Here is a 22,923-nt window from a genome sequence, read left to right as displayed (position 1 = left end):
GGGCTGCGCCGGGTCTTGTGCTCGGTCCGGGTCTGCCCAAAAATCTAACGGGCCGTCAGAAACTGCGGGAAGGGGCGCGGCATGGGGAACTTCTTGACCGGCAAGGTCGTCGCCGTCACGGGCGCCGGCCGCGGCATCGGACGCGCGGTGGCCCTCGCCTGCGCCCAGCAGGGCGCCCGGGTGGTCGTCAACGACTACGGCGTGTCGGTCGCGGGCGCCGAGCCGGGCAGCGAGGTCGCCGAGGCGGTGGCCAAGGAGATCGAACAGGCGGGCGGCGAGGCGGTCGCCATCGCCGACGACATCTCCACGATGGCGGGCGGCCAGCGTGTCGTGGACACCGCGCTCACCCGGTACGGGCGCGTCGACGGCGTGGTGTGCGTGGCCGGCATCCTGCGCGAACGGATGCTCTTCAACATGACCGAGGAGGAGTGGGACCCGGTCGTCGCCACCCACCTGAAGGGCACGTTCACCGTCTTCCGCGCGGCCTCGGCGGTCATGCGCCGGCAGCGGTCCGGCACTCTCGTCGGCTTCACCAGCGGAAACCACCAGGGCAGCGTCTCCCAGGCCAATTACGCGGCGGCGAAGGGCGGCGTCATCTCGCTGGTGCGCAGCGCCGCGCTCGGCCTGAGCCGGTACGGCGTGACCGCCAACGCGGTGGCGCCGGTGGCCCGTACCCGGATGTCCGCCAACGTGCCGACGGAGCTGACGGAGATCGGGGAGCCGGAGGACGTGGCGGCCCTCGTCGTCTACCTGCTCAGCGACCGTGCCCGGCAGGAACGGATCACCGGGCAGGTCTACACGGTCGCCGGCCCGAAGATCGCGGTCTGGGCCCAGCCGAGGGAGCTGCGCTCCGGGTACGCGGAGGGCGGCTGGACTCCGGAGAAGATCGCCGACTTCCTGCCGGGGACGGTGGGGGTGGATCCGATGCCGTTGCTGGAACGGGTGGAGGGGATGGCCGCTGACGCGGCCGGGGGCCGGCGGCCCAACGCGTAGTGCTGCGCGGGGCTGTCAGGCGCGGGGACGGGCGGGAGCAGAGGTGGGTCTCGGCTGGTGTGAGGGGGAGGGTGGCAGTGGATTTTTCGGCGGGTGCCGAGGACGGGCCGTTCCGGGAGGAAGTCCGTTGCTGGCTGGCGGAGCATCTGGGGGACGAGTGGGTGGCCGGGCGGGACGACGCTGCCGTTCGGCGGGCCTGGGAGCGGGAGTTGGGGCGTGCTGGGTGGGTCGGGATCGGCTGGGACCGTGCGTACGGCTCGTACGGGAACCGTGCGGCGTCGCTGACGCAGCAAGTGGTGTGGGGCGAGGAGTACGCCAGGGCGCGTGCGCCGGAGCGGGTGGGGCACATCGGCGAGAACCTGCTGGCACCGACGCTGATCGCGTACGGGGACGCGGCGCAGCGGGACCGGTTCCTGCCGCCTGTCGCGCGCGGTGAGGAGCTGTGGTGCCAGGGGTACAGCGAGCCAGGTGCGGGTTCGGACCTGGCGGCGGTCCGTACGGTGGCCGTGCGCGACGGGGACACGTACCGGGTCAGCGGGCAGAAGATCTGGACCTCGCTCGCGCGGGCAGCCGACTGGTGCTTCGTGCTGGCCAGGACCGATGCGGGCGAGCGGCGGCACCGGGGGCTGTCCTTCCTGCTGGTGCCGATGGGCCAGCCGGGGCGGGTCGAGGTGCGGCCGATCCGGCAGATGTCCGGGACGGCCGAGTTCAACGAGGTGTTCTTCGACGGCGCGGTGGCACGGGCCGAGCACGTGGTCGGCGGCCCCGGGGCGGGATGGCGGGTGGCCATGGGGCTGCTGGAACGGGAACGGGGAGTCTCGACCCTCACCCAGCAGGTCGCTTTCGCGGCCGAGTTACGGAACGTGGCCGACACCGCGGTGGCCACGGGCGCGGCACGGGACCCGGTGCTGCGGGAGCGGCTCGTACGGCTGTGGGCCGAGCTGAGGGTGATGCGGTGGAACGCGCTGCGCACGCTCGGGCCCGCCGCCGGTGATCCGGGCGCGGCCAGCGTGGCGAAGCTGCTGTGGGCCGGCTGGCACCAGCGGCTGGGGGAACTGGCGATGCGGGTACGGGGCGCGGAAGCGGCGGCCGGGCCGGGGGAGTGGGCGGCGGACGCCCCGTACGAGCTCGACGCGGCACAGCGGCGGTTTCTGTTCGGCCGCGCCGAGACGATCTACGGCGGTTCGGACGAGATCCAGCGCACCATCATTGCCGGGCGGGTGCTCGGCCTCGGCGGAGGGCGGGAGCGGTGATGCGAGGCGTCATTTTCGACGGCGGGCAGCCCCGGGTGGTGGACGACCTGGAGGTTCGCGGTCCGGGGCCGGGGGAGGTGCTGGTCGGTGTCCGGGCGGCCGGGCTGTGCCACAGCGATGTGTCAGTGGTCGATGGGACCATTCCTTATCCGGTGCCCGTGGTGCTGGGGCACGAGGGCGCGGGCGTGGTCGAGGAGGTGGGGGAGGGGGTCGCCCATGTAGCGGTGGGAGATCATGTCGCGCTGTCCACGCTGGCCAACTGCGGTACGTGCGCGGAGTGCGACCGGGGCAGGCCGACGATGTGCCGCAAGGCCATCGGCATGCCCCGCAAGCCGTTTCGGCACGGCGGCCGGGAGCTGTTCACCTTCGCGTCGAACTCGGCCTTCGCCGAGCGCACGGTCGTCAAGGCCGTGCAGGCGGTGCGGATCGACCGGGAGGTCCCGCTGACGTCGGCGGCGCTGATCGGGTGCGGCGTGCTGACCGGGGTGGGCGCCGTCCTGAACCGGGCGAAGGTGGGCCAGGGCGAGACGGTGGTGGTGCTCGGTACGGGCGGCGTCGGGCTGAACGTGCTCCAGGGCGCCCGGCTGGCCGGTGCTTCGGCGCGGGTCGCCGTGGACGTCAATCCGGCGAAGGAGGCGGTGGCCCGCCGGTTCGGGGCGACGCACTTCGTCGACGCGTCGGCGGTGCCGGACGCCGTCGCCGCCGTACGGTCCGTCCTGCCGACCGGCGCCGACCACACCTTCGAGTGCGTGGGTGACACGAAGCTGATCCGGCAGGCGGTGGACCTGCTCGACCGGCACGGGCAGGCGGTGCTGCTGGGCGTACCGCCGGCCACCGCGGAGGCGTCGTTCCTGGTCGCGTCGATGTACCTGGACAAGGCGATCCTGGGCTGCCGTTACGGCTCCTCCCGCCCCCAGCGGGACATCGCGCTGTACGCCAGGCTCTACCGGGAAGGGCGCTTGCTGCTCGACGAGTTGGTGACCCGGACGTACCCGGTGGAGGAGTTCCCGAAGGCGGTGGAGGACGCGCGGCGGGGGCGGGTGGCCAGGGGAGTGCTGACTTTCTAGCCGCTGGCAGAGCGCCGGAAGCGAGATTCGCGGTCATTCGTCGAAAGGCGCGGCGAGCAGCAGATTCTCCACGGTGGGTACCGGGAAGTCCGTGAGATGCCGACGGCCGACCTCGGCGAACGGGTGCATGAGTACCGACATGGGCTTGTCGCGGCACAGCGCCAGTATGTTGTCGAGGGCGCCCTGCTTGAACCCCTCCCGGGGAAACGCGGTCAGTATGTCCGCGAGAGCGTCGGCCGGGATCTGCTGGAGGTCGCTGCCCGTGAAGTCCATTCCGGAGCCGACGAAGACCATGGCGACCTCCGGCCTTTTCCTGGTCGCGATGCCGACGCTCGTGTGCAGGGCGATCGCGTCCCAGACGACCTCCACTCGTTCGGCGGGCATGCGCTGTTCCCGCAGGAACCGCCGAGCGGCGTCGGCACCGTCGACTTCGAAGCGTTCGTCCGGGGTCTGGTAGGCGGCGACCAGCCCGAGGTCGTGGAGGAGCGCGGCCACGAAGGCGAGTTCGCGGTCGTAGCGGACGCCCCGCCGGTCGAACAGCAGGGCGCCGTACAGATACGTCCGCACGACGTGGTTGAAGAGCGTGACGCCGGATACCTTTCGCGCCAACTCCGCTGCTTTCCGGGCCACCTCAGTATCAGGAATGCGAATTCCGGCCACCACCGTCGGCATGGGCCCGGCACACGCACTCACGGCATTTCCCTTGTCGGACATACGAGTCGGCCCTTTCTCCGGCGGTTGATGCCAGGACCCTATGAACAGCGCCGCCGGCTCAACAGCGGCAAAAATGCCGAAAAGCCACTGGTTCCCGCCGGCGTCTTCGTGCAGGCGGACCGGCGGCGGGCCGTGGCGGCTATGCGCTGAAGCGGCCGAAGGCGCCACGGTGGAAGAGCAGGGGGCCGGCTTCGGCGGCGCCGGGGTCCGTACCCAGGGCGGCGACCCTGCCCACGACGATGAGGTGGTCGCCGCCGGTGTGCACGGCCTGGACCGCGCAGTCGATCCAGGCGGGTACGCCCGCCAGCCGCGGCGAGCCGGTGACCGGGGCGGGCGTGTGCATGACGCCCGCGAACTTGTCGGCCCCGCTGACCGCGAAGGCGCGGCACAGCTCTTCCTGCTCGGCGCCGAGGACGTTGACGCAGAAGACGCCGGCACGGGCGATCCGCGGCCAGGTCGTCGACGTACGGGCCACCATGAACGTCACCAGCGGCGGGTCCAGGGAGAGCGAAGCGAAGGATTGGCAGGCGAAGCCCGCGGGGGAGTCCGCCGGGTCCTGTGCGGGCGCGGTGACGACGGTGACGCCGCTGGCGAAGTGGCCGAGCACGGCACGGAAGGCTGCCGGGTCGAGCGGCGCCCGCTCGTTCTCCCGCACGGCCCTGAGGGCGGGGCGTGGCGGCGCGGCGGTGGTCGGCGCGCCGACCGATCGGAGATAGCGAACCGCGGCGGCCGCCATGCCGGCGTGTCCCATCATGCCTTCCATTGAAGCTGACGGGCCGTCAGATGGGAAGTCCCGAACGGCCCCCTGTAGTCCGCCGCCCCGGCTTACGGCAGCCCGCCGCCCCCGCCGTGCCGGGGCTCACCGGCCCCGGTACACCGGCCGTCGGCGCTCCACGAACGACGCGACGCCCTCCCGCGCGTCCGCCGTCGTCATGTTGATCTCCTGCGCCGTGGCCTCGGCGGCGAAGGCCGTGCCGCGGTCGGCGTCCAGGGAGGCGTTGACGAGCTGTTTGGTGAGGGCGAGGGCCCGGGTCGGCCCGGCGGCCAGCCGCTGCGCCCAGGCCCGTGCGGTCTTCTCCAGGTCGGCGTCCGGTACGACCCGGTTGACCAGGCCCATCCGTTCGGCGTCGGCCGCCGGTACGGCATCGCCGAAGAACAGCAGCTCCTTGGCGCGCTGCGGGCCGACGAGCCGGGGCAGCAGGTACGCGCCGCCGCCGTCCGGCACGAGCCCGCGGCGCGCGAACACCTCCGTGAAGGTGGCGGACTCCGCCGCCAGCACCAGGTCGCAGGCGAGGGCGAGGTGTGCGCCGAGACCGGCGGCGGTGCCGTTGACGGCGGCGAGCACCGGTTTCTCGCAGTCCAGGACGGCCGAGACGAGGCGCTGGGCGCCGCGCCGGATCATCCGGGCGACGTCGCCCGCGACGCGCTCGGCCGGCTGTGCCGCGGCCCCGCCGCGCAGATCGGCCCCCGCGCAGAAACCCCGGCCCGTCGCCGTGATCACAACGGCCCGTACGTCCCGGTCGCCGGAGGCGTCGTCGAGCCGGGTGATGAGGCGTTCGCGCTGGTCCCAGGTGAGGGCATTGAGTGAGGCGGGGCGGTTGAGAGTGATCCACAGCACGGCGTTGTCAGTGGTGTGGAGTATCAATGAATCAGCGGACGGGGCTTCGGCTTCGGCACCGGGGGGAACGGGGGTGGACGTCATGACGAAGCGGCTCCAAGCTGTGTGGTCGGTCGTGCGGTCGGCCGCACGGGCGGTCGTACGGTCAGTGGCAGACGGCCAGCGCGTCGAGAGCGACCGCGCCCTGCCCGCGCGGCAGCACCAGCAACGGGTTGATGTCCAACTCGGCCAGTTCGCCGCCCAGTTCGAGCGCCATGCGCTGGACGCGCAGGACGACCTCGACCAGCGCGTCCACATCGGCCGGCGGCGCGCCGCGTACGCCGTCCAGCAGGGCGTGCCCGCGCAGCTCGCCGAGCATCGCGCGCGCCCGGTCCTCGCCGAAGGGCGGTACGCCGACGGCGGCGTCCCGCAGGACCTCGACGAGCACCCCGCCCAGCCCGACCGTCACGGTCGGTCCGAAGACGCGGTCCGGCGTGATGCCCACGACCATCTCCACGCCCCGCTCGACCAGCTGGCAGACGAGCACACCGTCCGGTTCGATGCCCTCATAGCGGGCGATGTCGGCCAGCTCGCGGTAGGCGTCCCTGACCTGGCTCGCGGAGGTCAGCCCGATCTTGACGAGGCCGAGTTCCGTCTTGTGCGCGAGCTGTGGCGCGGACGCCTTCATGACGACGGGGTAGCCGACCAGGCTCGCGGCGCGCACGGCCGCCGCCGCGCTGGTCACCAGCTGCTCGCGCGGCACCCGTATCCCGTACGCGCGCAGCAGCTGCTTCGCCGCGTGTTCGCTGAGCTGCCGGCCAGGGTGCATCAGCTCCTGCGCCTTGCGCGCGGAGGGGGACAGGGCGCGTGGGGCGTCGTCGAAGGGCGAGCGGTAGGCGGCGGTGAAGCGGTGGTGGCCGAGGTAGGCGCGGACGGCCGTGACGCAGTTGGCGAAGGTGCGGAAGGTCGCCACGCGCGCGGATCCCAGGAGGGTGCGCCGGTAGGCGTCCTCGGTGCCGACCGGCGATCCCCACACCACGCACACCAGCTTGTCCGTCTGCTCCGCCGCGTCCACGAGGTCTTGGGCCAGCTTGTCGCTCATCGGCGGGAAGGGGCCGGTGATCGGGCAGATCAGTACGCCGACGGAGGGGTCGGCGAGGATCGCGTCGATGATCTTCCGGCCGCGCTGGTCGCCGACCGGGTGGCCGCCGTTGTCGACGGGGTTGGCGACGTGCAGGTAGTCCGGGATCCACTGGTGCAGCTCGTCCTGCTTGGCCCGGCCGAGCGTGGGCAGCCGAAGCCCGGCGGCCGTCGCCAGGTCCGCGAAGTGGGCGCCGGTGCCCCCGGATATCGAATAGACGGCGACGCCGTCGGCGGTGGGGGTGCGGGCGCGGGCGAGCAGGGCCGCGGTGTCCTGCAGCTCGTCCAGTCCGTCCACCCGGATCACGCCGAACTGCCGCATGGCCGCGTCCACCACCGCGTCGGCGCCGGTGAGCTTGCCGGTGTGCGAGGCGGCGGTACGGGCGCCGGCCTCGGTGCGGCCGACCTTGACGGCGACGACCGGAACCTTGTTGCGGGCCGCGCGGTCGGCGGCGAGCAGGAAGCTGCGGCCGTCCTTGAGCCCTTCCACATACGCGGCGATGGCACCGACCTCGGGACGGGAGGCGAAGTAGGAGAGGAAGTCGGCGGTCTCCAGATCGGCCTCGTTGCCGGTCGGTGCCCAGTGGGAAAGGCGGATACCCAGCTCCTGGAGGGCGAAGACGGGGCGGCCCTGGTGGCCTGACTGAGTGATCAGGGCGATCGCGGGTCCTTCGAGGTCCTCGCGGAACGACTCGAAGGCGTTGAGGTTGGTGTTCGGGCCGAGCAGCCGGACACCGGTACGGGCCACGGCCTCGGCGAGCCGGTCCTGGGCGGCGGCGCCGGCCGCCCCGGTCTCGGCGAAGCCGGAGGCGAAGGCGACCGCGAACCTGACCTTGGCGTCACCGAGCTCCTCGATGACCGGCAGCGGATCGGCGACCAGCAGTACGGCGAGATCGACCTGCTCGGGCAGGTCGGAGACGGAGGTGTGACAGGGCAGGCCGCAGACGCTGGTGCGGCCCGGGTTGACCGGGTACAGGCGGGCGCCGACGCGCTGGGCCCATGCCATGAGCTGCCGGGTGATGCCGGTGTTGGGGCGGCCCGCACGGTCGGACGCGCCGACGACCGCGACCGCCCCGGGCCGGAAGAACCGGTCCAGGTCGGGGACGGGGGCGTACAGCGGGCGCCCGCTGACGTCGAGGTCGGCGGCCGTGCCGTGGACGGTCAGCGGCGGAGTCTCCCCGCAGGCCACCGCGCGCGCCGGGCTGGAGTGAGTGGTAAGGGTGCCGTGAGTCGATCCAAGCATCGCTGACGCCCGCTCCCGTGTGACGGCGGATGTAACTGACGCCATGTCAGATTAGGCGAACTGACGCCCAGTCAGGAACGGGTCGGCCGTCGAAACCTCGCCGACCGGCTGAAGCGAGTTCCCGGAGGCGGAGGAGGGGGCGAGGCGGAGGAGGAGGTGGGTGGGCGCGGGGGGGGGGGAGGGAGAGAAAGCCCCGCGCCGGCGGCCGTGCCACCCCCACGGCGCCGTGCTGTCACCCCGGCACCATGGCGTGCTCGGTGTGCGTGGCGGCGATCGTGCGGGCTATGCGGCGTGCGTCGCGGGCGAGTTCGCGGAACATGCCGCTGATCGGGTTGGTGTAGCCGGTGAAGTGCAGGCCGGGCGCGTAGGGGGCGGTACGGGGGCCGTGGACGCGTGGGCGGCCGCGGGTGTCGAGCAGGTCGAGGTGTCCGACGAGGGCGTCCAGGCCGCGCCGGTAGCCCGTGGCGGCGATGACGACGTCCGGTTCGATCGCGTCGCCGTCCGCGAGGCGCACGATGCCGCCGTCGAAGGACGCCACCGCCGCGACCGGCCGGACCGCCCCGCGCCGTACGGCGTCGATCAGCCCCACGTCCTGGACGGGGATCGCCCCCTCCAGCACCCGGCTGTACAGCCCGGTGTCCGGCATGGGAAGGCCGTGCGCCGACAGGTCCGGTACGGACAGGCGGCGCAGTACGTGCGCCGCCCGGTCCACCGCGCGTGGCGGCAGGCGGCGGACGAGGATTCCGGTGGCCTGGGCCGGCCAGCCCGCCGTCGATCGGCGCACGATGTGCGGCGCGGTGCGGACCGCCAGCCGTACCCGCGCCGCGCCGCCCTCCGCCAGGTCGACGGCGATCTCGGCCCCCGTGTTGCCGGTTCCGACGACCAGGACGTCCTTGCCCGCGTACGGGCCGGGGTTGCGGTAGTCGCCGGCGTGCAGGAGTCGGCCGGGGTAGCTGTCGCGGCCCGGCCAGGCGGGCAGGTGCGGGGTGTGGTTGTAGCCGGTGGCGATCACGACCGTACGGGCGGCGAGTTCGCGTCCGCCGTTGGCGTGCAGGACCCAGCCGCCGTCCGCCGTGCGGTCGACGCGCCGCACCTCTACGCCCGTGGCGACTTCGAGGTGGTGGTGTTCGGCGTACTCCTCCAGGTAGCGCACCACGTCGTCGCGCGCGACCCACCGCCCGTACGCGCGCGGGATCGCGAGGCCCGGCAGGGCGGAGAGGCGGCGCGTGGTGTGCAGTCGCAGACGGTCGTAGTGGCCGCGCCAGGAGGCGCCCACCGCGTCGGCCTTTTCGAGGACGACGGCGCGTACGCCGTACGCGCCCAGTGCGGCGGCGATGGCGAGTCCGCCCGGACCGCCCCCGACGACGTGGACGGGCGGGACGGCGGCCGGCGGTGTGCTGGATGCGGAGGAGCTGGCGTGCGCTGCGACGTCCGGCATGCCGGTGAGGGTAGCCGCGGTGTCGGCGCCTGTCGCCGGTAGGCGGCTCGTTACGTGCTCGGCTCTTGCGTATCCCGGCCAAGTTCGGCTGAACTGACTGACCGTCAGCGAAGGCGTTGACAATGGGGAGGGGTGGTTCGGTATGGGGTCGGAGCGGGGAGCCGCGAGCGCGCCGTACGCCGGGGCCGGGTTCGACGTGCCCGAGGCCGACGCGTTCAGCCGCGCCTACTGGGACGCGGCGGCGCGGGGGTACCTGCTGGTGCGCCGCTGCCGTGCCGACGGCTGTGGTGTGGCGCACCACTACCCGCGCGAGTTCTGCCCGCGTTGCTGGAGCGAAGACGTGGTGTGGGAGCAGGCGAGCGGCCGGGCCGTGCTCTACACGTGGTCGGTGGTGCACCGCAACGACCTGCCGCCGTTCGGCGAGCGCGTACCGTACGTCGCCGCGGTCGTGGACCTGGCCGAGGGGCCGCGCATGATGACGGAGGTCATCGATTGCGCGGAGGGGGACCTGCGTATCGGGATGGCGTTACGGGTCCGCTTCCGTAGGCAAGGGGGGCGAGGAGGGCAATGGGGGCAAGGGGACGGGCGGGAGCGGGAAGCGCCCGGGTTCACCGTGCCGGTCTTCCGCCCCGCCTGACGGGAGCCCGTCGAGGGCCTGACGAGGGCCTGATACGAGCCCATCAGGCCCACGCCGTGGCGGCGTCTCAGGCGTCGAAGTCCCGGCGGGAGGCCTCGATGTGGCCGAGGTGCCGGCGGGTCCATTCGCACATGCCGTGGACCGTCTCCCGTAGGGCTTGGGCCGGTTCGGTGAGGGTGTACTCGACCCGCGGCGGCACGGTGGGGTGCACGGTGCGCACGACCAGGCCGTTGCGTTCCAGCATGCGCAGGTTCTGAGTGAGCATCTTGTGGCTGATGCCTTCGATGGCGTTCCGCAACTCGCCGAAGCGCAGCGTGCGGTCGCCCAGGGCCTCGACGATCATGAGTGCCCACTTGTTGGCGATGTCCGAGAAGATCTCCCGCGTCAGGGAGTCCGCACGTGTCAGGGAGTCCGCACGCGTCAGGTCCGTCGCCTCGGACGATCCCTCGATCTGCTCGGTCACCATAAGGTTCCTCAGTCACTGAAAAGTGCGTTCTTCCACGTCAGCGGCCACTCTCCTACGGTTCCCGAGTAACCACAAGAGACCGAAGGCGCAGCAACACGCGCCGTGGAAGGCGGGCAGCATGGCCATCACTTTGGTGAACCCCGAGGGACTGCCGAAGGTCGGCGTCTACCACCAGGTGTCGATCGCATCCGGGTCGAGGCTGGTCTTCGTCGCCGGGCAGGTCGCCACCGACGCCGAGGGTGGCACGGTCGGCGAAGGCGACCTCACCGCCCAGGTCGAGCAGTGTTACCTGAACGTCGCCACCGCCCTGGCCGAGGCCGGGGGTTCCTTCGACGACGTGGCGAAGCTGACCGTCTACGTCGTCGACTGGACCACCGACAAGATGCCCGCGCTCCTGGAGGGGATCTCCCGGGCGGCCGCGAAGCTGGGAAGCACCCCGACACCGCCCGCCTCGCTGCTGGGCGTCGCGGCGCTGGCCGTCCCCCACCACCTGGTCGAGGTCGAAGCCACCGCGGTCCTGGACTGAACCACTACGAGGGTGCCCCGGCCGGCAGGCCGCAGATCCGGTTCCATGCGGTACGGGAACAAAAGTGATCTGCCGTTACGTTCACCGGTCATGGCTACTGCACTTGTTCTCGGCGTCGACCCGCACACTCTTCCCCAGCTGGACGGGGACTTCATCAGCGCGGCTCTCGACGCGGAGATGGCCCGTTTCGCCGAGCACGGCATCGAGGCTTCCATGGCGCTGCTGGCGTTGGACGCGTCGGCGGAGGGAAAGATCGTCGCCGCGCTGGCCGAGCGCGACTGGGACGTGGTGGTCATCGGCGGCGGGATACGTAAGCCCGAGGCGCTGCTGACGTTCTTCGAGCAGGTCGTGAACCTGGTCCGGCAGCACGCGCCGAGGGCTGCGATCGCGTTCAACTCCGGGGTCGGCGACAGTGTGGAGGCGGCCGAGCGGTGGTTGTGAAGAAGGCGAGGAGGACACAGGCGACGGATTACGGCCGGCCAGGGGCTTACGGCCAGAGGAGTTCGCGCGCCCAAACGCCGTCGCCGTCGTTGTCGCGGCCGCGGTAGCGGTAGTTGATGCGTACGTGGCGGCGCCGGGCGTCGCCCTGGAAGAACTCGACCTCGTCGGGGGCCAGGACGTACAAGGTCCAACTGGGGACCGGGGCGTCCGGCTCGCGCCGGGCGCGGTCCCAGGCCGCGGCCGAGGCGCGTTCCAGGTCCGCGTACGAGTCGAGTACCTCGCTCTGGTGGCCAACCAGGGCGGCGGCCAGTGCGCCGGGCGAGCGGCGGTGGAGGTCGGCCGCGCTCTCCTCGGGCCCGGCCTCGGCGACCCGGCCGCGCACGCGGACCTGCCGGCCGAGGGCGGGCCAGTAGAAGCCGAGGGCGGCGCGCGGGCGGGCGGCCAGGTCGCGGCCCTTGCGGCTGCCGCGGTGGGTGGCGAAGTGCCAGCCGCGTTCGTCGGCGTCGTGGAGCATCACGGTGCGTACGTTCGGGTCGCCGTCCGCGTCCGCCGTGGCGAGCGACATGGTGTGCGGCTCGGGGACGCCCGCCTCCGCGGCCTCCCGCAGCCACTGCCGGAAGAGCGGCAGCGGGTGGGCCGGGGCGTGTGAGGGGTCGGGGTCGATGGCGGGCAGCTCGCAGTCCCAGACGCGGAGGGAGCGGAGGAGGGCGCGGAAGCGTTCGCCGGAGGTGTCTGCCGGGTCCACTGGGTGATCGACCATGCCTGGCAGCCTAATCCGCGGGGGCCGCGGCGGAAGGCAGGTCAGGCCGCGAGGCAGGTCAGGCCGGCAGGTAGATCAGGCGGGGATACGGGACGGGACGGCGTACGGCTTGATCGTGATCGCCTTGGCGCAGCGCTGCACGTCCTCGGCGAGCTTCTTCACAACGTAGTTCTTCCACGGCATGTGCGGCAGCAGACGCATCATCGCGTGCCGGAAGCGGATCGCCCCCCAACCGCCGGGCGTCATCTGCGGGACGAACTTCTCCGCCATCCGTTGGTTCACCGTGACGTACGGACGCATCTCGGCCTCATAGCGCGCGAAGGCCGTACGCGGGTCGCCGCCCGCCGCCGCCAGTTCCCCGGCGAGTACGTACGCGCCCACCAGCGCCATCCCCGTACCCTGCCCGGACGCGGGCGACGCGCAGTGCGCGGCGTCGCCCAGCAGCACCACGCGCCCGTGCGACCAGCGGTCCATCTCGATCAGGTGCAGCCCGTCGAAGTAGAAGTCGTCGGCGGTGCGGGACGCGTCGAGGAGCCGGGGCACCTGCCAGCCGACCCCCTCGAACGCCTCCGCCAGCAGCCTCCGCTGTGCGGCCGCGTCGCGGTGGTCGAAGTCCAGCCGGGGCGAACGGAAGCTGAGCCACGCTTTGGCGCCGGAGTCGCCGGCCGCCCTGTAGGCGCAGATGAGCCTGCCGGGCGCCATGTGGTACAACTCGGCGCGCTTCTCGGCCAGTTCGCCCGGCACGCTGAACGACGATATGTACGCGCCGATGTGGCGCAGGTAGCGGGACTCGTCGCCGAAGGCGAGGCGGCGGACGGTGGAGTGCAGGCCGTCCGCGCCGACGACGAGGTCGAAACGGCGCGGTGCCCCGCGTTCGAAGGTGACGTCGACCCCCGTGCCGTCGTCCGCGAGCGAGCTGATCGAGTCGCCGAAGACGTACTCCACGTCGCCGCACGTGCGCTTGCGCTCGTACAGAATGCGGGCCAGATCGCCGCGCATGATCTCGTCGTCCCCGTCCACCCGGGCGCCGAAGATGTCGGCGGGCAGCGTGGCGACACGCCGCCCGTCGCCGTTGACGTAAGCGCCGGTACGCATGTCCGTACTGGCGCGCCGGATGTCCGCCAGTACGCCCATCCGCTCCGCGACCTCGACCGCGACGCCCCGGATGTCCACCTTGTAGCCACCGGTCCGCAGGGCGGGGGCCCGCTCGACCACGGTGACGGCGTAGCCGTAGCGGTGCAGCCAGTACGCGAGGGCCGGGCCGCCGATGCCGGCGCCGGAGACGAGGGCGTGGGTGCGGGGCGTCGTCGAAGTCATGCCCGTGACTATACGGGTGTCTTATACGCGCGTCTATGACGCGCGTGTACATTCGTGCGGTTCCTCGCGCTCACGGTGCGTGAAGGGCTTGGTCCAGCCTGCGGCCCCGGCTGTCGGCCACGCGTACGGCGTCGCTGAGCGACTCGGTGAGCCGGTTGGTGATGAAGAGGAGTTCGGTGGGGGTGGGCGACTCGGGCCGGTTCAGGGCCGCACGGGAGTGGTCCAAAAGCTGTACGGCCATGGACAGTTGCAACTCTTCCAACCCGTCGGCGAGGTCGGACACGGGCCCGCGGCCTTCCCCGATGAGGTAGCAGGGCTTGCCGTCCTGACTGGCCCAGGGGAGGAGGCGAGGCTCTTGGGGGTGCTTTTCGGTCGTCATGCCAACAATGGTCGGCACGTGTGCGTAGCGTCACCAGGAGTAAGAGGCTCACACATCGAGTTGTGGGGAGGAATGATCATGGTCGTGGAGACTGTGGAGCCGTCGCCTGCGCGCGTGCACGTTGGCGGGCTCATCAGGCACTGCCGCCAGCGCGCTGGGATGACGCAAAAGTGGCTGGCCCACGAAACGCACGTCTCGGAATCGCTGGAAGGCGCGTACGAGCGGGGGGTGCGGATCCCGAGCGCGGGCTTCCTGATCGACGCGGATCGGCTCACGGCGGCTGAGGGCACGCTCGCGTCGTGTGTAGAGCTGATGGAGCAGGAGCCGAGCCGCGCGCAGTTCCAGGAGTGGCGACTGTTGGAGGCCGAAGCGCTGAGTCTTGGCGCGTACGTCACCATGGTGGTCCCTGGGCTTCTGCAGACGCCGGACTACATCCGCGAGCTGCACCGGTCGCGGGTTCCGGCGCTGCGCAGCGAAGAAATCGACGAGTTGACGCAGGAACGGCTGGAGCGACAGGCGGTACTGGTCCGGGAGGACGCGCCGACCGTGAGTTTCGTCATCGAGGAAGCTGCGCTTCACCGGCCCCTCGGCGGGAACGCGGTGCTCAAGGCGGTGCTGCTGCACGCCGCGACCACCGCTCGCGAGTTGGCGCACGTGACCCTCCAGGTAATGCCCACCGTCACTGAGACGCATGCTGGGCTGAGCGGTTCGCTGGAGATCCTGTTCTCGCCTGATGGGCGGGACAGCATCTTCTTGGAGGGGCAGGACCGGAGTAGGTTGCTGACCAGGCCAGCCGAAGCCGTCCAGCACAGGGACCGGTACGGGGCGCTTCGCGGGGAGGCCCTGTCGCCGGGAAAGTCACTGGAACTGATCGAGAAAGTGGCAGGTGAGCTATGAGCGTCGAACTGACGTGGATCAAGAGCAGCTACAGCGTCAATGAAGGCGGCACCTGCGTCGAAGTCGCCACAACCCCCACCACCATCCACATACGCGACTCAAAGAACGCAACCGGCCCCGCCCTCGCCGTGCCCGCGGCCGTGTGGGCGGACTTCCTGCGGCTCATTTCTTAGGGGCGGACCCGGATTCCACGTACTCGGTGACCCGTTCGTTCAGAGCCTGTAGCCGCTCGTCCCACGAGAAGACCCGGCGCAGGTCGTAGCCGCCCGTGTCGACCGGCTCCCATACGATCACGTCGCGGCCCGCCAACTCGACCGACCGCGAGCGCTCCGAGACCCCCAGGATCTGGGTGATCACTCCGTCCTTGACGGTGAAAGCCCATAGGGAGATCCAACTGCCGCTCGTCTCGATGGCGAGCAGCAGCTCGTCCTTGCCGTCGCCGTTCAGGTCCCGGTAGTGCGGTGCCTGTACGGCGCACGCTTTCTGGCCGAGGGCCCGGCACGCCTTGATGCTCTTTGCCGTCTCGTCGTCACCGCTCATGGGCTCCGCCGCCGCCCGGGCGATGGTGAGCGGCGCGATCTCGTGGATGTCGCCGGACGGCACGCGCGGCATCGACCGCAGCGGGGTCGGTCTGCCGGCGGAGTTCGGCGGCCCGAGGGGCTCCGGCGGCGTCTTCCCGGTCCACACCCGCTCGGGAGCGCTGACGGCCGGTGTGCTCCCGGCACTCTTCGCCTCACCTGTGACGCCGCACCCGCTCAGCAACGTGCACGCGGCGGCCAAGGCGAGCGCCACGACCCGTAGGGAACGGAGCATCGGTACGTCATTTCCGGTCGGGCCTGGAGGGCGGCGGCGGGCGGGGACCACACGGCACATGATGTTGGCTGACTTTTGCCGAAGCAATTCGGTGGTGTCGCGGAATCGCGGAGCCGCGGTATCGCGGTGCCGTGGCCCTCTAGGACACATCCTGTCCTCCATGACGCCTAGCGTCTGAGGTACGGGCCAGCGCGGCCATCCGGCCGCCCCGAACCGCGAGGAGCACGTCATGAGTCGTGTCACCGCCAACCAGCCTGAGGGCACCCCCACCTGGATCGAGCTGGCCGTTCCCGACCTCGACCGTGCCATGGAGTTCTACGGGGCGCTGTTCGGGTGGGCGTACGAGACGGAGACGACGGACGCGGGGGCGCGGTACGCGGTCGGGCTGGTGGGCGGGCGGCGTGCCGCGGGGCTCAGGGAGGTGCCGGACGCGGCGGGCGGCGCGTGGACGATGTACATGGCGACCGACGACTGTGACGGCACGGCCAAGCGGGTCGCCGACGCGGGCGGCCGGGTGCTGTGGGGACCGGTGGACATCCGGGACTACGGGCGGGCCGCGGTCGCCGAGGACACCGTGGGGGCGCGGTTCGGGCTCTGGCAGGGCCGCGACCGCGTCGGCTGCGAGGTCGTCAACGAGCCCGACACTCTCGTACGCAACGACCTGGTGACGCCGGACGCCGCCCCGGCCCGCGCGTTCTACGCGGCGGTGTTCGGCTACACGCTGGACGGCAACCCGGACATGCCGGACGTCGACTTCACCTTCCTGCGCCGCCCGGACGGGCACGAGATCGGCGGCATCGTGGGCGATCCGTCCGCCGCGGACGCGGGGTGGGCGACGCTGTTCGAGGTCGCGGACACGGATGCGGCGGTGGCGCGGGCGGTGGCGGCCGGGGGGACGGCGTCCGAGCCGGAGGACACGGTGTACGTGCGGCAGGCGCGGGTGACGGACCCGTTCGGTACGGAGATCGTGATCGGCGCGCGGCCGTCGGTGTGAAATTCGGTGTCGTGGCGAAACTCCCGCGGCTAGCGTGACCGGCATGGACGCTGCGCCAGTTCGCCGTGCCGAACTCTTTCTGGCGGGCCGCCGCCTGTCCTATCTCGACTTCGGGCCCGCCACCGGCAGGCCGCTGCTCGCGCTGCACGGCCACTTCTCCGAAGGGCTCGGGTTCGCCGCGCTGGCGGCCGAACTCGGCCCCGAGTGGCGGGTGATCGCGCCCGACCAGCGGGGCAACGGCGAGTCCGACCGCGCTGCCGACTACTCCCGCGAGGGGTACGTGGCCGACGCGGTCGCCCTGCTCGACCACCTCGGCGTGCCCTCCGCCGTGGTACTCGGGCACTCCATGGGCGCCAAGAACGCGTACCACCTGGCCGCCCGGCACCCGGACCGGGTGAGCGCGCTCGTGAACATCGACGACCCGGTCGTGGTCTCGGACACCGGCCCCAGCGGCATCGCCTTCTGCCTGGACTGGCCGCAGCGGGCGCCCACCCGCGAGGCCCTGCTCGCCGGGCTCGGCGACGCGGCCCCGATGGTCGCCGACCGGCTGCGCGAAGAGCCGGACGGGAGCTGGCGGCTGCCGTTTGTGCCGGCCGACGTCGTGGCGTCCGACCTGGGCGTACGCGGTGACCACTGGCCGGTCTGGCTGGGCAGCGACTGCCCGGCGCTGCTCGTGCACGGCCGTACGAGCTTCCTGGTGAGCACGGAACTGGCCCGGGAGATGGCCGAGCGCCGCCCGCACACCCGCCGGGCCGAACTGGACGCCGGCCACTTCATCCCGACCGAGGACCCGGAAGGACTGGCCAAGGCCGTACGGGACTTCCTCGGCACGCTCGGGTGAGCGGACCCCGGCCGCCCGGGATTGTCAGTGGGGGCCGCTAGCTTAGGGGTTCCTGATGCGGCGTCGGCCAGGTGCGGCACCGGCACGTGCGGGGGCGGCCTACCCCCGTCCCAGCACCAGCGTGCCCGACGAGCAGAACCAGCCGCCCGTGCCCGAAGCCACCGCCAGTTCGGGGAGCCGGTTGCCCGTACGGCGTACCTGGCGGCCCTCGCTTGCCTCGCCGCGTAGCTGCCGTACCGCCTCGACCAGCAGGAACAGTCCCCGCATGCCCGGGTGGCAGGCGGCCAGGCCGCCACCGTCGGTGTTGACCGGCAGCTCGCCGTCCCGCAGCAGCCGGCCCTTCTCCACGTACGCGCCGCCCTCGCCCTTCGCGCAGAAGCCCAGGTCCTCCAGCGTCACGAGGGTCATATAGGTGAAGGCGTCGTAGATCTCGGCCACGTCGATCTCGGCGGGGCGTACCCCGGCTTGCTCGAAGGCGAGGCGGCCGGAGACGGCGGCGGGGGAGACGGTGAAGTCGTCCCACTCGGACATCGCGGAGTGCGAGACGGCGGTGCCGGCGCCCAGCACCCAGACGGGCCGCACGGCGAGGTCGCGGACGTACTCCTCGGCGACGAGGAGGACCGCGCAGCCGCCGTCGGAGCGGATGCAGCAGTGCAGCTTGGTGAAGGGTTCGGCGATCACGGGGCCTGACAGGACCTCGGCGACGGTGACCGGGGTGCGGTACATGGCGTCCGGGTTCGTGGCCGCGTTGGCGCGGGCTTGTACGGCGACCTCGGCGAGCTGGTCCAGGGTGGTGCCGTACTGGTGCATGTGGCGGCGCGCGGACATCGCGTACTTGGCGACGAGCGTGTGGCCGTACGGAACCTCGTACTGGAGCGGGCCGCGGGCGCCGAAGGAGAGGTTGGCGGTACGGCGACCGGCCTTGAGATCGGCGCGCGCTGTGGACCCGTACACCAGCAGGACCGCGCGCGCCTGCCCGGCCGCGATGGCGTCGGCGGCATGCGCTGCCATCACCTCCCAGGTGGCGCCGCCCACGGAGGTGGAGTCGACCCAGGTGGGGCGCAGGCCCAGGTACTCGGCGACCTCGACGGGCGCGAGGGTGCCCAGTCCGGCCGAGGCGAAGCCGTCGACCAGCGACCTGTCCAGGCCGGAGTCGGCGAGCGCGCGGCGGGCGGCCTGGGCGTGGAGGGCGTACGGCGTGGCCTTGTCCACCCGTCCGCAGTCGGAGAGGGCGACACCGGCTATGGCGACCTTGCGGCGGGACGTGCTCCCTGACGGCATAAAACTGACGGTACATCAGCTCGGCTGTTCACGGGGCGGCGCGTGAGGCTGGGAAATCGCCGGGGTCGTACCTAGTATGACGGGCCGTCAGCTCAGGGAGTCTTGTCCCGTGGGCTGCGCCGGGGCAAGGTTGCCGAACGGTCGGGAGGAGCCCGCCGATGGATGCCGCGTTCACCGAGGAGCAGGAAGAGATCCGCCGCACGCTCCGCGAACTGCTCCACAAGCGCTGCGGCCCGGACGCGGTCAGGGCCGCTGTCCGCACCCCGGAGGGGTACGACCCCGCACTGTGGCGGCAGCTCGCGCAGCAGCTCGGCCTGCCGGGCCTGGCCCTGCCCGCCCCGTACGGCGGCGTCGGCTGCGGCCCCACCGAGCTGGCGCTCGCCTGCGAGGAGACCGGGCGGGTACTGCTTCCGTCGCCGCTGCTGCCCACCGCAGCCCTCGTCGCGCCGCTGGTCCTCGCTCTGGGCACGGATCGGCAGCGCGCGGAACTGCTGCCCGCCCTCGCCGCCGGCGAGCTGACCGGCGCGCTCGCCGTACCGGGCGGGCAACTGGCCACCGCCCTCGCGCTTACCACGCCCAACGACGGCGGCTGGGCGGGCGGCGGCCGGGCCGGCGGCATCCAGGCGCGGCGGGGCGGGGGAGAGGGCGAGTGGCGGCTGTACGGGGAGGCCGCGCAGGTGCTGGACGGCCACAGCGCCGGGCTGCTCCTGGCGGCCGCGCACGCGGGCGGTTACGCGCGCAGCCGGACGCTGCTCTTCGTCGTACGTGGGGACGCGCCCGGGGTCGTACGGGTCCGGCAGACGGCCATGGACGAGACGCGGCCGCTGGGGCGGGTGCAACTGCGCGAGGTGAGCGCCGCCTTGCTGGGGGAGGAAGGGGCAGCGGACGGCGGGGCCCGGGTGGCGCGGGAGCTGGCGCGGGCGGGGGCCGGGGCCGCCGCGGCGCTGGCCGCCGAGGCGGTGGGCGCGGCCGACGCGGCGCTCGTGCGTACCGTCGAGTACGTCCGGACGCGTGAGCAGTTCGGACGGCCCATCGGTTCCTTCCAGGCCGTACAGCACCGGCTCGCGGACCTGTACGTGCAGGTACAGGCCGCCAGGTCGGCGGCCTACTACGCGGCGTGGGCGGTGGGCGCGGCGGACGGGAGCGGCGAGCCCGGCGCCCCCGGGCTGGCGCTCGCGCAGGCCCTTGAGGCGCTGCGCGCGGTGGCCGGCGACGCCATCCAGCTGCACGGCGGTATCGGCTTCACCTGGGAGCACGACGCCCACCTGTACTTCAAGCGGGCGACCTGCGACGAACTGCTGCTGGGGCCCGTGCACCGGCTGCGCGCGCACGCCGCGCGGACGGCGGACCCCTTGGGACTCTTCGGAGCGCCCGGCCGGGCGGAGGTTCCCGCGTGACGGCGGCCGGCCGGCGGTTGGTGCAGAGGGTGTCCGCGTCGCGCGCGTTCGCGCGGGTGGCGCCGCACGTCGTGCCCGCGCTGGACCGTACGGTGCACCGGCTCACCAAGGGCAAGGTGCTGCCGAGCGCGCGGATGCTGCCGGGGGTGATCCTGACGGCGACGGGGGCCAGGACCGGGCAGCGGCGGCGGACGCCGCTGGCGTGCGTACCGGAGGACGCCGGGACCTGGCTGCTGGTCGGCAGCAATTTCGGGCGCGCCGGTCACCCGGCCTGGACGGCCAACCTGCTGAAGAACCCGGTGGCCGAGATCAGTTGGCGCGGCCGCGACCTTCCGGTCCGGGCCCGGCTCCTGACGGGCGCGGAGCGGGCCGAGGCGTGGACGGCGGTGCTCCGGTTCTGGCCGCCGTACGCCGCGTACCAGGCGCGCGTCACCCGCGAGATCCGGGTCTTCCGCCTGGAGCCGCGCTGAACGGGCCGCCCCCGGACGCGCGCAGCGGGTGCCGCCCGCCCGTAAGGGCGGACAACACCCGCTGCGACGTACGGCTATGGCAGGACGAGCGGCGAACGCAGGTTATTTCGTGGGCTTTTTCCCGGTGATTCCCAGGTGCACCAGGAGAGCCAGATTCGGCTTCAGTTCCTGCTGCTTGACGCCCCAGCTCTGGAAACCCTTCTGATGAGCGGCGACCGCGGCCAGCATGGCGACGATCGAGCCGGCCATCGCGGCCGCGCTGACGTCCTTGTCGACCTTTCCCTTGCCCTGGAGCTGCTTGACGGAGTCCGTAAGGGAGTTGGTGACGGCATTGAGGATCTTCATGCGGATCTTGTAGAAGCGCTTGTCGCCCTCGGCGGCACCGAGGTCGACGACGCGCAGGATCGCGTCGTTCCTGCGCCAGAAGGAGAGGAAGCCCTCGACGAGTTCCTCGGCCGCCTGCCAGCCGGACTTGCCCACCCAGGAGCGTCCGGCCACCAGGTCGGTCAGGTTCGCGCCCTCCTTGGCCATCTCCTCCGCGATTTCCAGTACCGCGCCCTCCACGTCGGGAAAGTACTGGTAGAACGTCGCGGGTGAAGTGCCCGCTTTGCGGGCCACATCAATGACCTTGACGTCTCTGTACGGGGACGAACTGAGCATGTCGCTGAGGCAGTCGAGCAGCTTCTGCCGGGTCGCCTGTCCACGGCGCCCGGCGACTCTGCCGTCGACGGTTCGAACTTGTCCTGTCATGCCGTCAGCTTACCGAGGGGTGATCGGAGCGCGATTTGGCTGCCTGCAAATGGGGATGCGGGAGTTCGGCCGTGCGGTACTCGGCCGATCCCGTGTCCGAGGGGGCACAGGCGGCTCAGGAGGCGGGAGAGGCGGGTTTGGCCCGAACCGGTGAATCATCTTATCAACAGGCTGTGGACAACTTTTCGGTAAGCGGTGGCCGGGATCCCGCCGGGCGGGATTCTGCCGGGCGGGATTCCGGCGGGCCGGATTGCGCCGGTCAGGATGGAGGTGATCGCAGAGAATTGACTAAATGTTCGAATGATGTCCCGGCGGAATGCTTGATCCAGGGATAGTTTGTCCCCATGACTGCATTCGCGGCGGGTGCCCCCTGCTGGGCAGATGTGATGCTGCCCGATCTGGAAGCGGGCAAGCGGTTCTACGGAGAGCTGTTCGGCTGGACCTTCTCCGAAGGTTCGCCCGAGCACGGCGGCTACACGCAGGCGTTCAAGGACGGCAAGGCGGCCGCGGGCCTGATGCCCAAGCAGGACGGCCGGATGCCCACCGCCTGGAACGTGTACTTCGCGACCCCCGACGCCGCCAGGACCAGCGCGGAGATCCTCAGGGCAGGCGGCCGGATCGTCTCCGAGGCCATGCCCGTCGGCGACTTGGGCACCATGTTGGTCGCGGCCGACCCCGCAGGCGCCGTCTTCGGCGTCTGGCAGGCCGGCACCCACCAGGGCTTCGGGGCGCTGGGCGAGCCCGGCGCGTATGTGTGGACGAGCCTGCACACCCGCGACCCCGAGCGGGCCGACCCCTTCTACGAGCAGGTCTTCGGCTTCGAAGGCGTGACCGGCAGCCCGGCGGCGGACGAGCGCTTCCTGCCCTGGCGGCTCGCCGGGCAGGGGCGCGAGATCGGCGGCCGGGTCGTCATCGACAAGGACGCGCCCGCCGAGATGCCCCCGCACTTCACCGTCTGCTTCCTGGCCGCCGACATGTCCGACGCCGTGCAGATCACCACCCGGCTGGGCGGCAAGGTCGCCGTGGAGCCGGCCGGCACCCCGGGCGGCCCGTTCGCGGTGCTCGTCGACAACCAAGGCGCCGTCTTCGGCGTCATGGCCCCGAAATAGGGGGAAGCGCAGCACAATTGGGCCGGTGACGACTCCCGCTGTCGGGCCGCGGACGGCGCGGCCCGGCAGCGGGCCTGCGAGCGGGCCCGCTGCCAGGTTGTCCACAGGCGAGTTGTCCACAGGCGAGCGGGCGGGGCGGCGCGACGGCCGCGAGTACGGCACAGTGGGTACGGCCGCGCCGGTGCGCGGCCGCGCGACGGCACGGGCACGGCGGGTCCCGCGCGCGGGGACGGACACGGGGACGGAAGACATGACCGGTACGGACGGCAGGCGCGGCGGACGACTCCCGCTGACCGCACGGCGGCACACGGCGCAGGGCATACCGGCGGTGTGACGGCCCGGCGCCGGGTACCCGCGAGGCGCCCACGGCACCCTGCGGACGGCTGTTCGACGGCTCGCG

The 22,923-nt window shown here is 72.1% G+C and carries 25 protein-coding genes; 13 read left to right on the top strand and 12 right to left on the bottom strand.

Annotation, left to right across the window (positions count from 1 at the left end; all coding sequences use genetic code 11):
- The first annotated feature begins 81 nt into the window (after window positions 1–81).
- The 3 genes from ACH4K4_RS20050 (at window position 82) to ACH4K4_RS20040 (ending at window position 3,313) form a co-directional block, all read left to right on the top strand.
- The gene (locus ACH4K4_RS20050) at window positions 82–993 is read left to right on the top strand and encodes an SDR family NAD(P)-dependent oxidoreductase (RefSeq protein WP_398168877.1); all 912 of its coding nucleotides are present in this window, start codon (window positions 82–84) and stop codon (window positions 991–993) included.
- A 77-nt stretch (window positions 994–1,070) separates the two neighbouring features.
- Complete coding sequence (locus tag ACH4K4_RS20045; protein ID WP_398168875.1) at window positions 1,071–2,246, top strand: acyl-CoA dehydrogenase family protein; 1,176 nt, start codon at window positions 1,071–1,073, stop codon at window positions 2,244–2,246.
- Window positions 2,246–3,313, top strand: coding sequence for an alcohol dehydrogenase catalytic domain-containing protein (locus tag ACH4K4_RS20040; RefSeq protein WP_398168874.1), 1,068 nt, complete (start codon window positions 2,246–2,248; stop codon window positions 3,311–3,313). The genes ACH4K4_RS20045 and ACH4K4_RS20040 overlap by 1 nt, the downstream gene beginning before the upstream one ends.
- A gap of 33 nt (window positions 3,314–3,346) precedes the next feature.
- On the opposite strand, the gene ACH4K4_RS20035 is transcribed toward ACH4K4_RS20040, so the two are convergent.
- From ACH4K4_RS20035 to ACH4K4_RS20015, 5 genes are all read right to left on the bottom strand, one after another.
- Entirely contained in the window at window positions 3,347–3,922 is a 576-nt protein-coding gene (locus tag ACH4K4_RS20035) for an HD domain-containing protein (RefSeq protein ID WP_398168873.1), read from the bottom strand.
- A gap of 244 nt (window positions 3,923–4,166) precedes the next feature.
- Window positions 4,167–4,790 carry a flavin reductase family protein gene (locus ACH4K4_RS20030; RefSeq protein WP_398168871.1) on the bottom strand — a complete coding sequence of 208 codons (624 nt, stop codon included), beginning with the start codon at window positions 4,788–4,790 and terminating at the stop codon, window positions 4,167–4,169.
- A gap of 96 nt (window positions 4,791–4,886) precedes the next feature.
- Window positions 4,887–5,729 (bottom strand): enoyl-CoA hydratase/isomerase family protein, encoded by an 843-nt coding sequence (locus ACH4K4_RS20025; protein ID WP_398168870.1) that lies wholly within the window; start codon window positions 5,727–5,729, stop codon window positions 4,887–4,889.
- A gap of 61 nt (window positions 5,730–5,790) precedes the next feature.
- Window positions 5,791–8,007: an acetate--CoA ligase family protein gene (locus ACH4K4_RS20020; protein ID WP_398168868.1), complete on the bottom strand. Its 2,217-nt coding sequence runs from the start codon at window positions 8,005–8,007 to the stop codon at window positions 5,791–5,793.
- 232 nt (window positions 8,008–8,239) lie between these two features.
- The gene (locus tag ACH4K4_RS20015; protein ID WP_398168866.1) at window positions 8,240–9,445 is read right to left on the bottom strand and encodes a flavin-containing monooxygenase; all 1,206 of its coding nucleotides are present in this window, start codon (window positions 9,443–9,445) and stop codon (window positions 8,240–8,242) included.
- A 142-nt stretch (window positions 9,446–9,587) separates the two neighbouring features.
- Between ACH4K4_RS20015 and ACH4K4_RS20010 the strand changes: the two genes are divergently transcribed.
- On the top strand, window positions 9,588–10,082 hold the full coding sequence (locus ACH4K4_RS20010) for a Zn-ribbon domain-containing OB-fold protein (RefSeq protein ID WP_398168864.1): 495 nt from the start codon (window positions 9,588–9,590) through the stop codon (window positions 10,080–10,082).
- Between the two features lie 67 nt (window positions 10,083–10,149).
- Here the strand turns inward: ACH4K4_RS20010 and ACH4K4_RS20005 are convergent, their stop codons facing one another.
- Window positions 10,150–10,548: a winged helix-turn-helix transcriptional regulator gene (locus tag ACH4K4_RS20005; RefSeq protein WP_398168863.1), complete on the bottom strand. Its 399-nt coding sequence runs from the start codon at window positions 10,546–10,548 to the stop codon at window positions 10,150–10,152.
- 118 nt (window positions 10,549–10,666) lie between these two features.
- Here ACH4K4_RS20005 and ACH4K4_RS20000 point away from each other — a divergent pair, with 118 nt between their 5' ends.
- Window positions 10,667–11,074, top strand: coding sequence for a RidA family protein (locus ACH4K4_RS20000; protein ID WP_398168861.1), 408 nt, complete (start codon window positions 10,667–10,669; stop codon window positions 11,072–11,074).
- A 90-nt stretch (window positions 11,075–11,164) separates the two neighbouring features.
- Window positions 11,165–11,515, top strand: coding sequence for a hypothetical protein (locus ACH4K4_RS19995; RefSeq protein WP_398168860.1), 351 nt, complete (start codon window positions 11,165–11,167; stop codon window positions 11,513–11,515).
- Between the two features lie 46 nt (window positions 11,516–11,561).
- On the opposite strand, the gene ACH4K4_RS19990 is transcribed toward ACH4K4_RS19995, so the two are convergent.
- The 3 genes from ACH4K4_RS19990 to ACH4K4_RS19980 all read right to left on the bottom strand — a co-directional run bounded on the left by ACH4K4_RS19990 (window position 11,562) and on the right by ACH4K4_RS19980 (window position 13,971).
- Window positions 11,562–12,275 carry a pyridoxal 5'-phosphate synthase gene (locus ACH4K4_RS19990; protein WP_398168859.1) on the bottom strand — a complete coding sequence of 238 codons (714 nt, stop codon included), beginning with the start codon at window positions 12,273–12,275 and terminating at the stop codon, window positions 11,562–11,564.
- 75 nt (window positions 12,276–12,350) lie between these two features.
- Window positions 12,351–13,592, bottom strand: coding sequence for an FAD-dependent monooxygenase (locus ACH4K4_RS19985; RefSeq protein ID WP_398168857.1), 1,242 nt, complete (start codon window positions 13,590–13,592; stop codon window positions 12,351–12,353).
- A 70-nt stretch (window positions 13,593–13,662) separates the two neighbouring features.
- Window positions 13,663–13,971 carry a hypothetical protein gene (locus ACH4K4_RS19980; protein ID WP_398168856.1) on the bottom strand — a complete coding sequence of 103 codons (309 nt, stop codon included), beginning with the start codon at window positions 13,969–13,971 and terminating at the stop codon, window positions 13,663–13,665.
- Window positions 13,972–14,049: 78 nt separating this feature from the next.
- Between ACH4K4_RS19980 and ACH4K4_RS19975 the strand changes: the two genes are divergently transcribed.
- Together ACH4K4_RS19975 and ACH4K4_RS19970 are read left to right on the top strand one after the other, a co-directional pair.
- Window positions 14,050–14,868, top strand: a complete 819-nt coding sequence (locus ACH4K4_RS19975) for a Scr1 family TA system antitoxin-like transcriptional regulator (RefSeq protein WP_398168855.1) — start codon at window positions 14,050–14,052, stop codon at window positions 14,866–14,868.
- Window positions 14,865–15,041 carry a DUF397 domain-containing protein gene (locus ACH4K4_RS19970; protein ID WP_398168854.1) on the top strand — a complete coding sequence of 59 codons (177 nt, stop codon included), beginning with the start codon at window positions 14,865–14,867 and terminating at the stop codon, window positions 15,039–15,041. The genes ACH4K4_RS19975 and ACH4K4_RS19970 overlap by 4 nt, the downstream gene beginning before the upstream one ends.
- On the opposite strand, the gene ACH4K4_RS19965 is transcribed toward ACH4K4_RS19970, so the two are convergent.
- Window positions 15,031–15,681, bottom strand: a complete 651-nt coding sequence (locus ACH4K4_RS19965; protein ID WP_398168853.1) for a hypothetical protein — start codon at window positions 15,679–15,681, stop codon at window positions 15,031–15,033. The genes ACH4K4_RS19970 and ACH4K4_RS19965 overlap by 11 nt on opposite strands.
- 229 nt (window positions 15,682–15,910) lie before the next feature.
- Here ACH4K4_RS19965 and ACH4K4_RS19960 point away from each other — a divergent pair, with 229 nt between their 5' ends.
- Both ACH4K4_RS19960 and ACH4K4_RS19955 read left to right on the top strand, forming a co-directional pair.
- Window positions 15,911–16,675 carry a VOC family protein gene (locus tag ACH4K4_RS19960; RefSeq protein WP_398168852.1) on the top strand — a complete coding sequence of 255 codons (765 nt, stop codon included), beginning with the start codon at window positions 15,911–15,913 and terminating at the stop codon, window positions 16,673–16,675.
- Between the two features lie 43 nt (window positions 16,676–16,718).
- Complete coding sequence (locus ACH4K4_RS19955) at window positions 16,719–17,516, top strand: alpha/beta fold hydrolase (protein WP_398168851.1); 798 nt, start codon at window positions 16,719–16,721, stop codon at window positions 17,514–17,516.
- Between the two features lie 99 nt (window positions 17,517–17,615).
- Here ACH4K4_RS19955 and ACH4K4_RS19950 read toward each other — a convergent pair whose 3' ends face one another.
- Window positions 17,616–18,797, bottom strand: coding sequence for a thiolase C-terminal domain-containing protein (locus ACH4K4_RS19950; RefSeq protein WP_398168850.1), 1,182 nt, complete (start codon window positions 18,795–18,797; stop codon window positions 17,616–17,618).
- A 158-nt stretch (window positions 18,798–18,955) separates the two neighbouring features.
- On the opposite strand from ACH4K4_RS19950, the gene ACH4K4_RS19945 reads away from it, so the two are divergent.
- Window positions 18,956–20,194: an acyl-CoA dehydrogenase family protein gene (locus ACH4K4_RS19945; RefSeq protein WP_398168848.1), complete on the top strand. Its 1,239-nt coding sequence runs from the start codon at window positions 18,956–18,958 to the stop codon at window positions 20,192–20,194.
- Window positions 20,191–20,664 (top strand): nitroreductase family deazaflavin-dependent oxidoreductase, encoded by a 474-nt coding sequence (locus tag ACH4K4_RS19940; RefSeq protein ID WP_398168847.1) that lies wholly within the window; start codon window positions 20,191–20,193, stop codon window positions 20,662–20,664. Before ACH4K4_RS19945 ends, ACH4K4_RS19940 begins: the two co-directional genes overlap by 4 nt.
- A gap of 102 nt (window positions 20,665–20,766) precedes the next feature.
- Here the strand turns inward: ACH4K4_RS19940 and ACH4K4_RS19935 are convergent, their stop codons facing one another.
- On the bottom strand, window positions 20,767–21,414 hold the full coding sequence (locus tag ACH4K4_RS19935) for a TetR family transcriptional regulator (RefSeq protein ID WP_398168846.1): 648 nt from the start codon (window positions 21,412–21,414) through the stop codon (window positions 20,767–20,769).
- Between the two features lie 344 nt (window positions 21,415–21,758).
- Between ACH4K4_RS19935 and ACH4K4_RS19930 the strand changes: the two genes are divergently transcribed.
- Window positions 21,759–22,523 (top strand): VOC family protein, encoded by a 765-nt coding sequence (locus ACH4K4_RS19930; RefSeq protein WP_398168845.1) that lies wholly within the window; start codon window positions 21,759–21,761, stop codon window positions 22,521–22,523.
- Window positions 22,524–22,923 lie beyond the last annotated feature (400 nt).

This window comes from Streptomyces sp. NPDC017529, from assembly GCF_044329785.1.
Taxonomy (GTDB): domain Bacteria; phylum Actinomycetota; class Actinomycetes; order Streptomycetales; family Streptomycetaceae; genus Streptomyces.
Note: the sequence above shows the minus strand (reverse complement) of the source record. Positions and strands in the feature narration are given on the sequence as shown.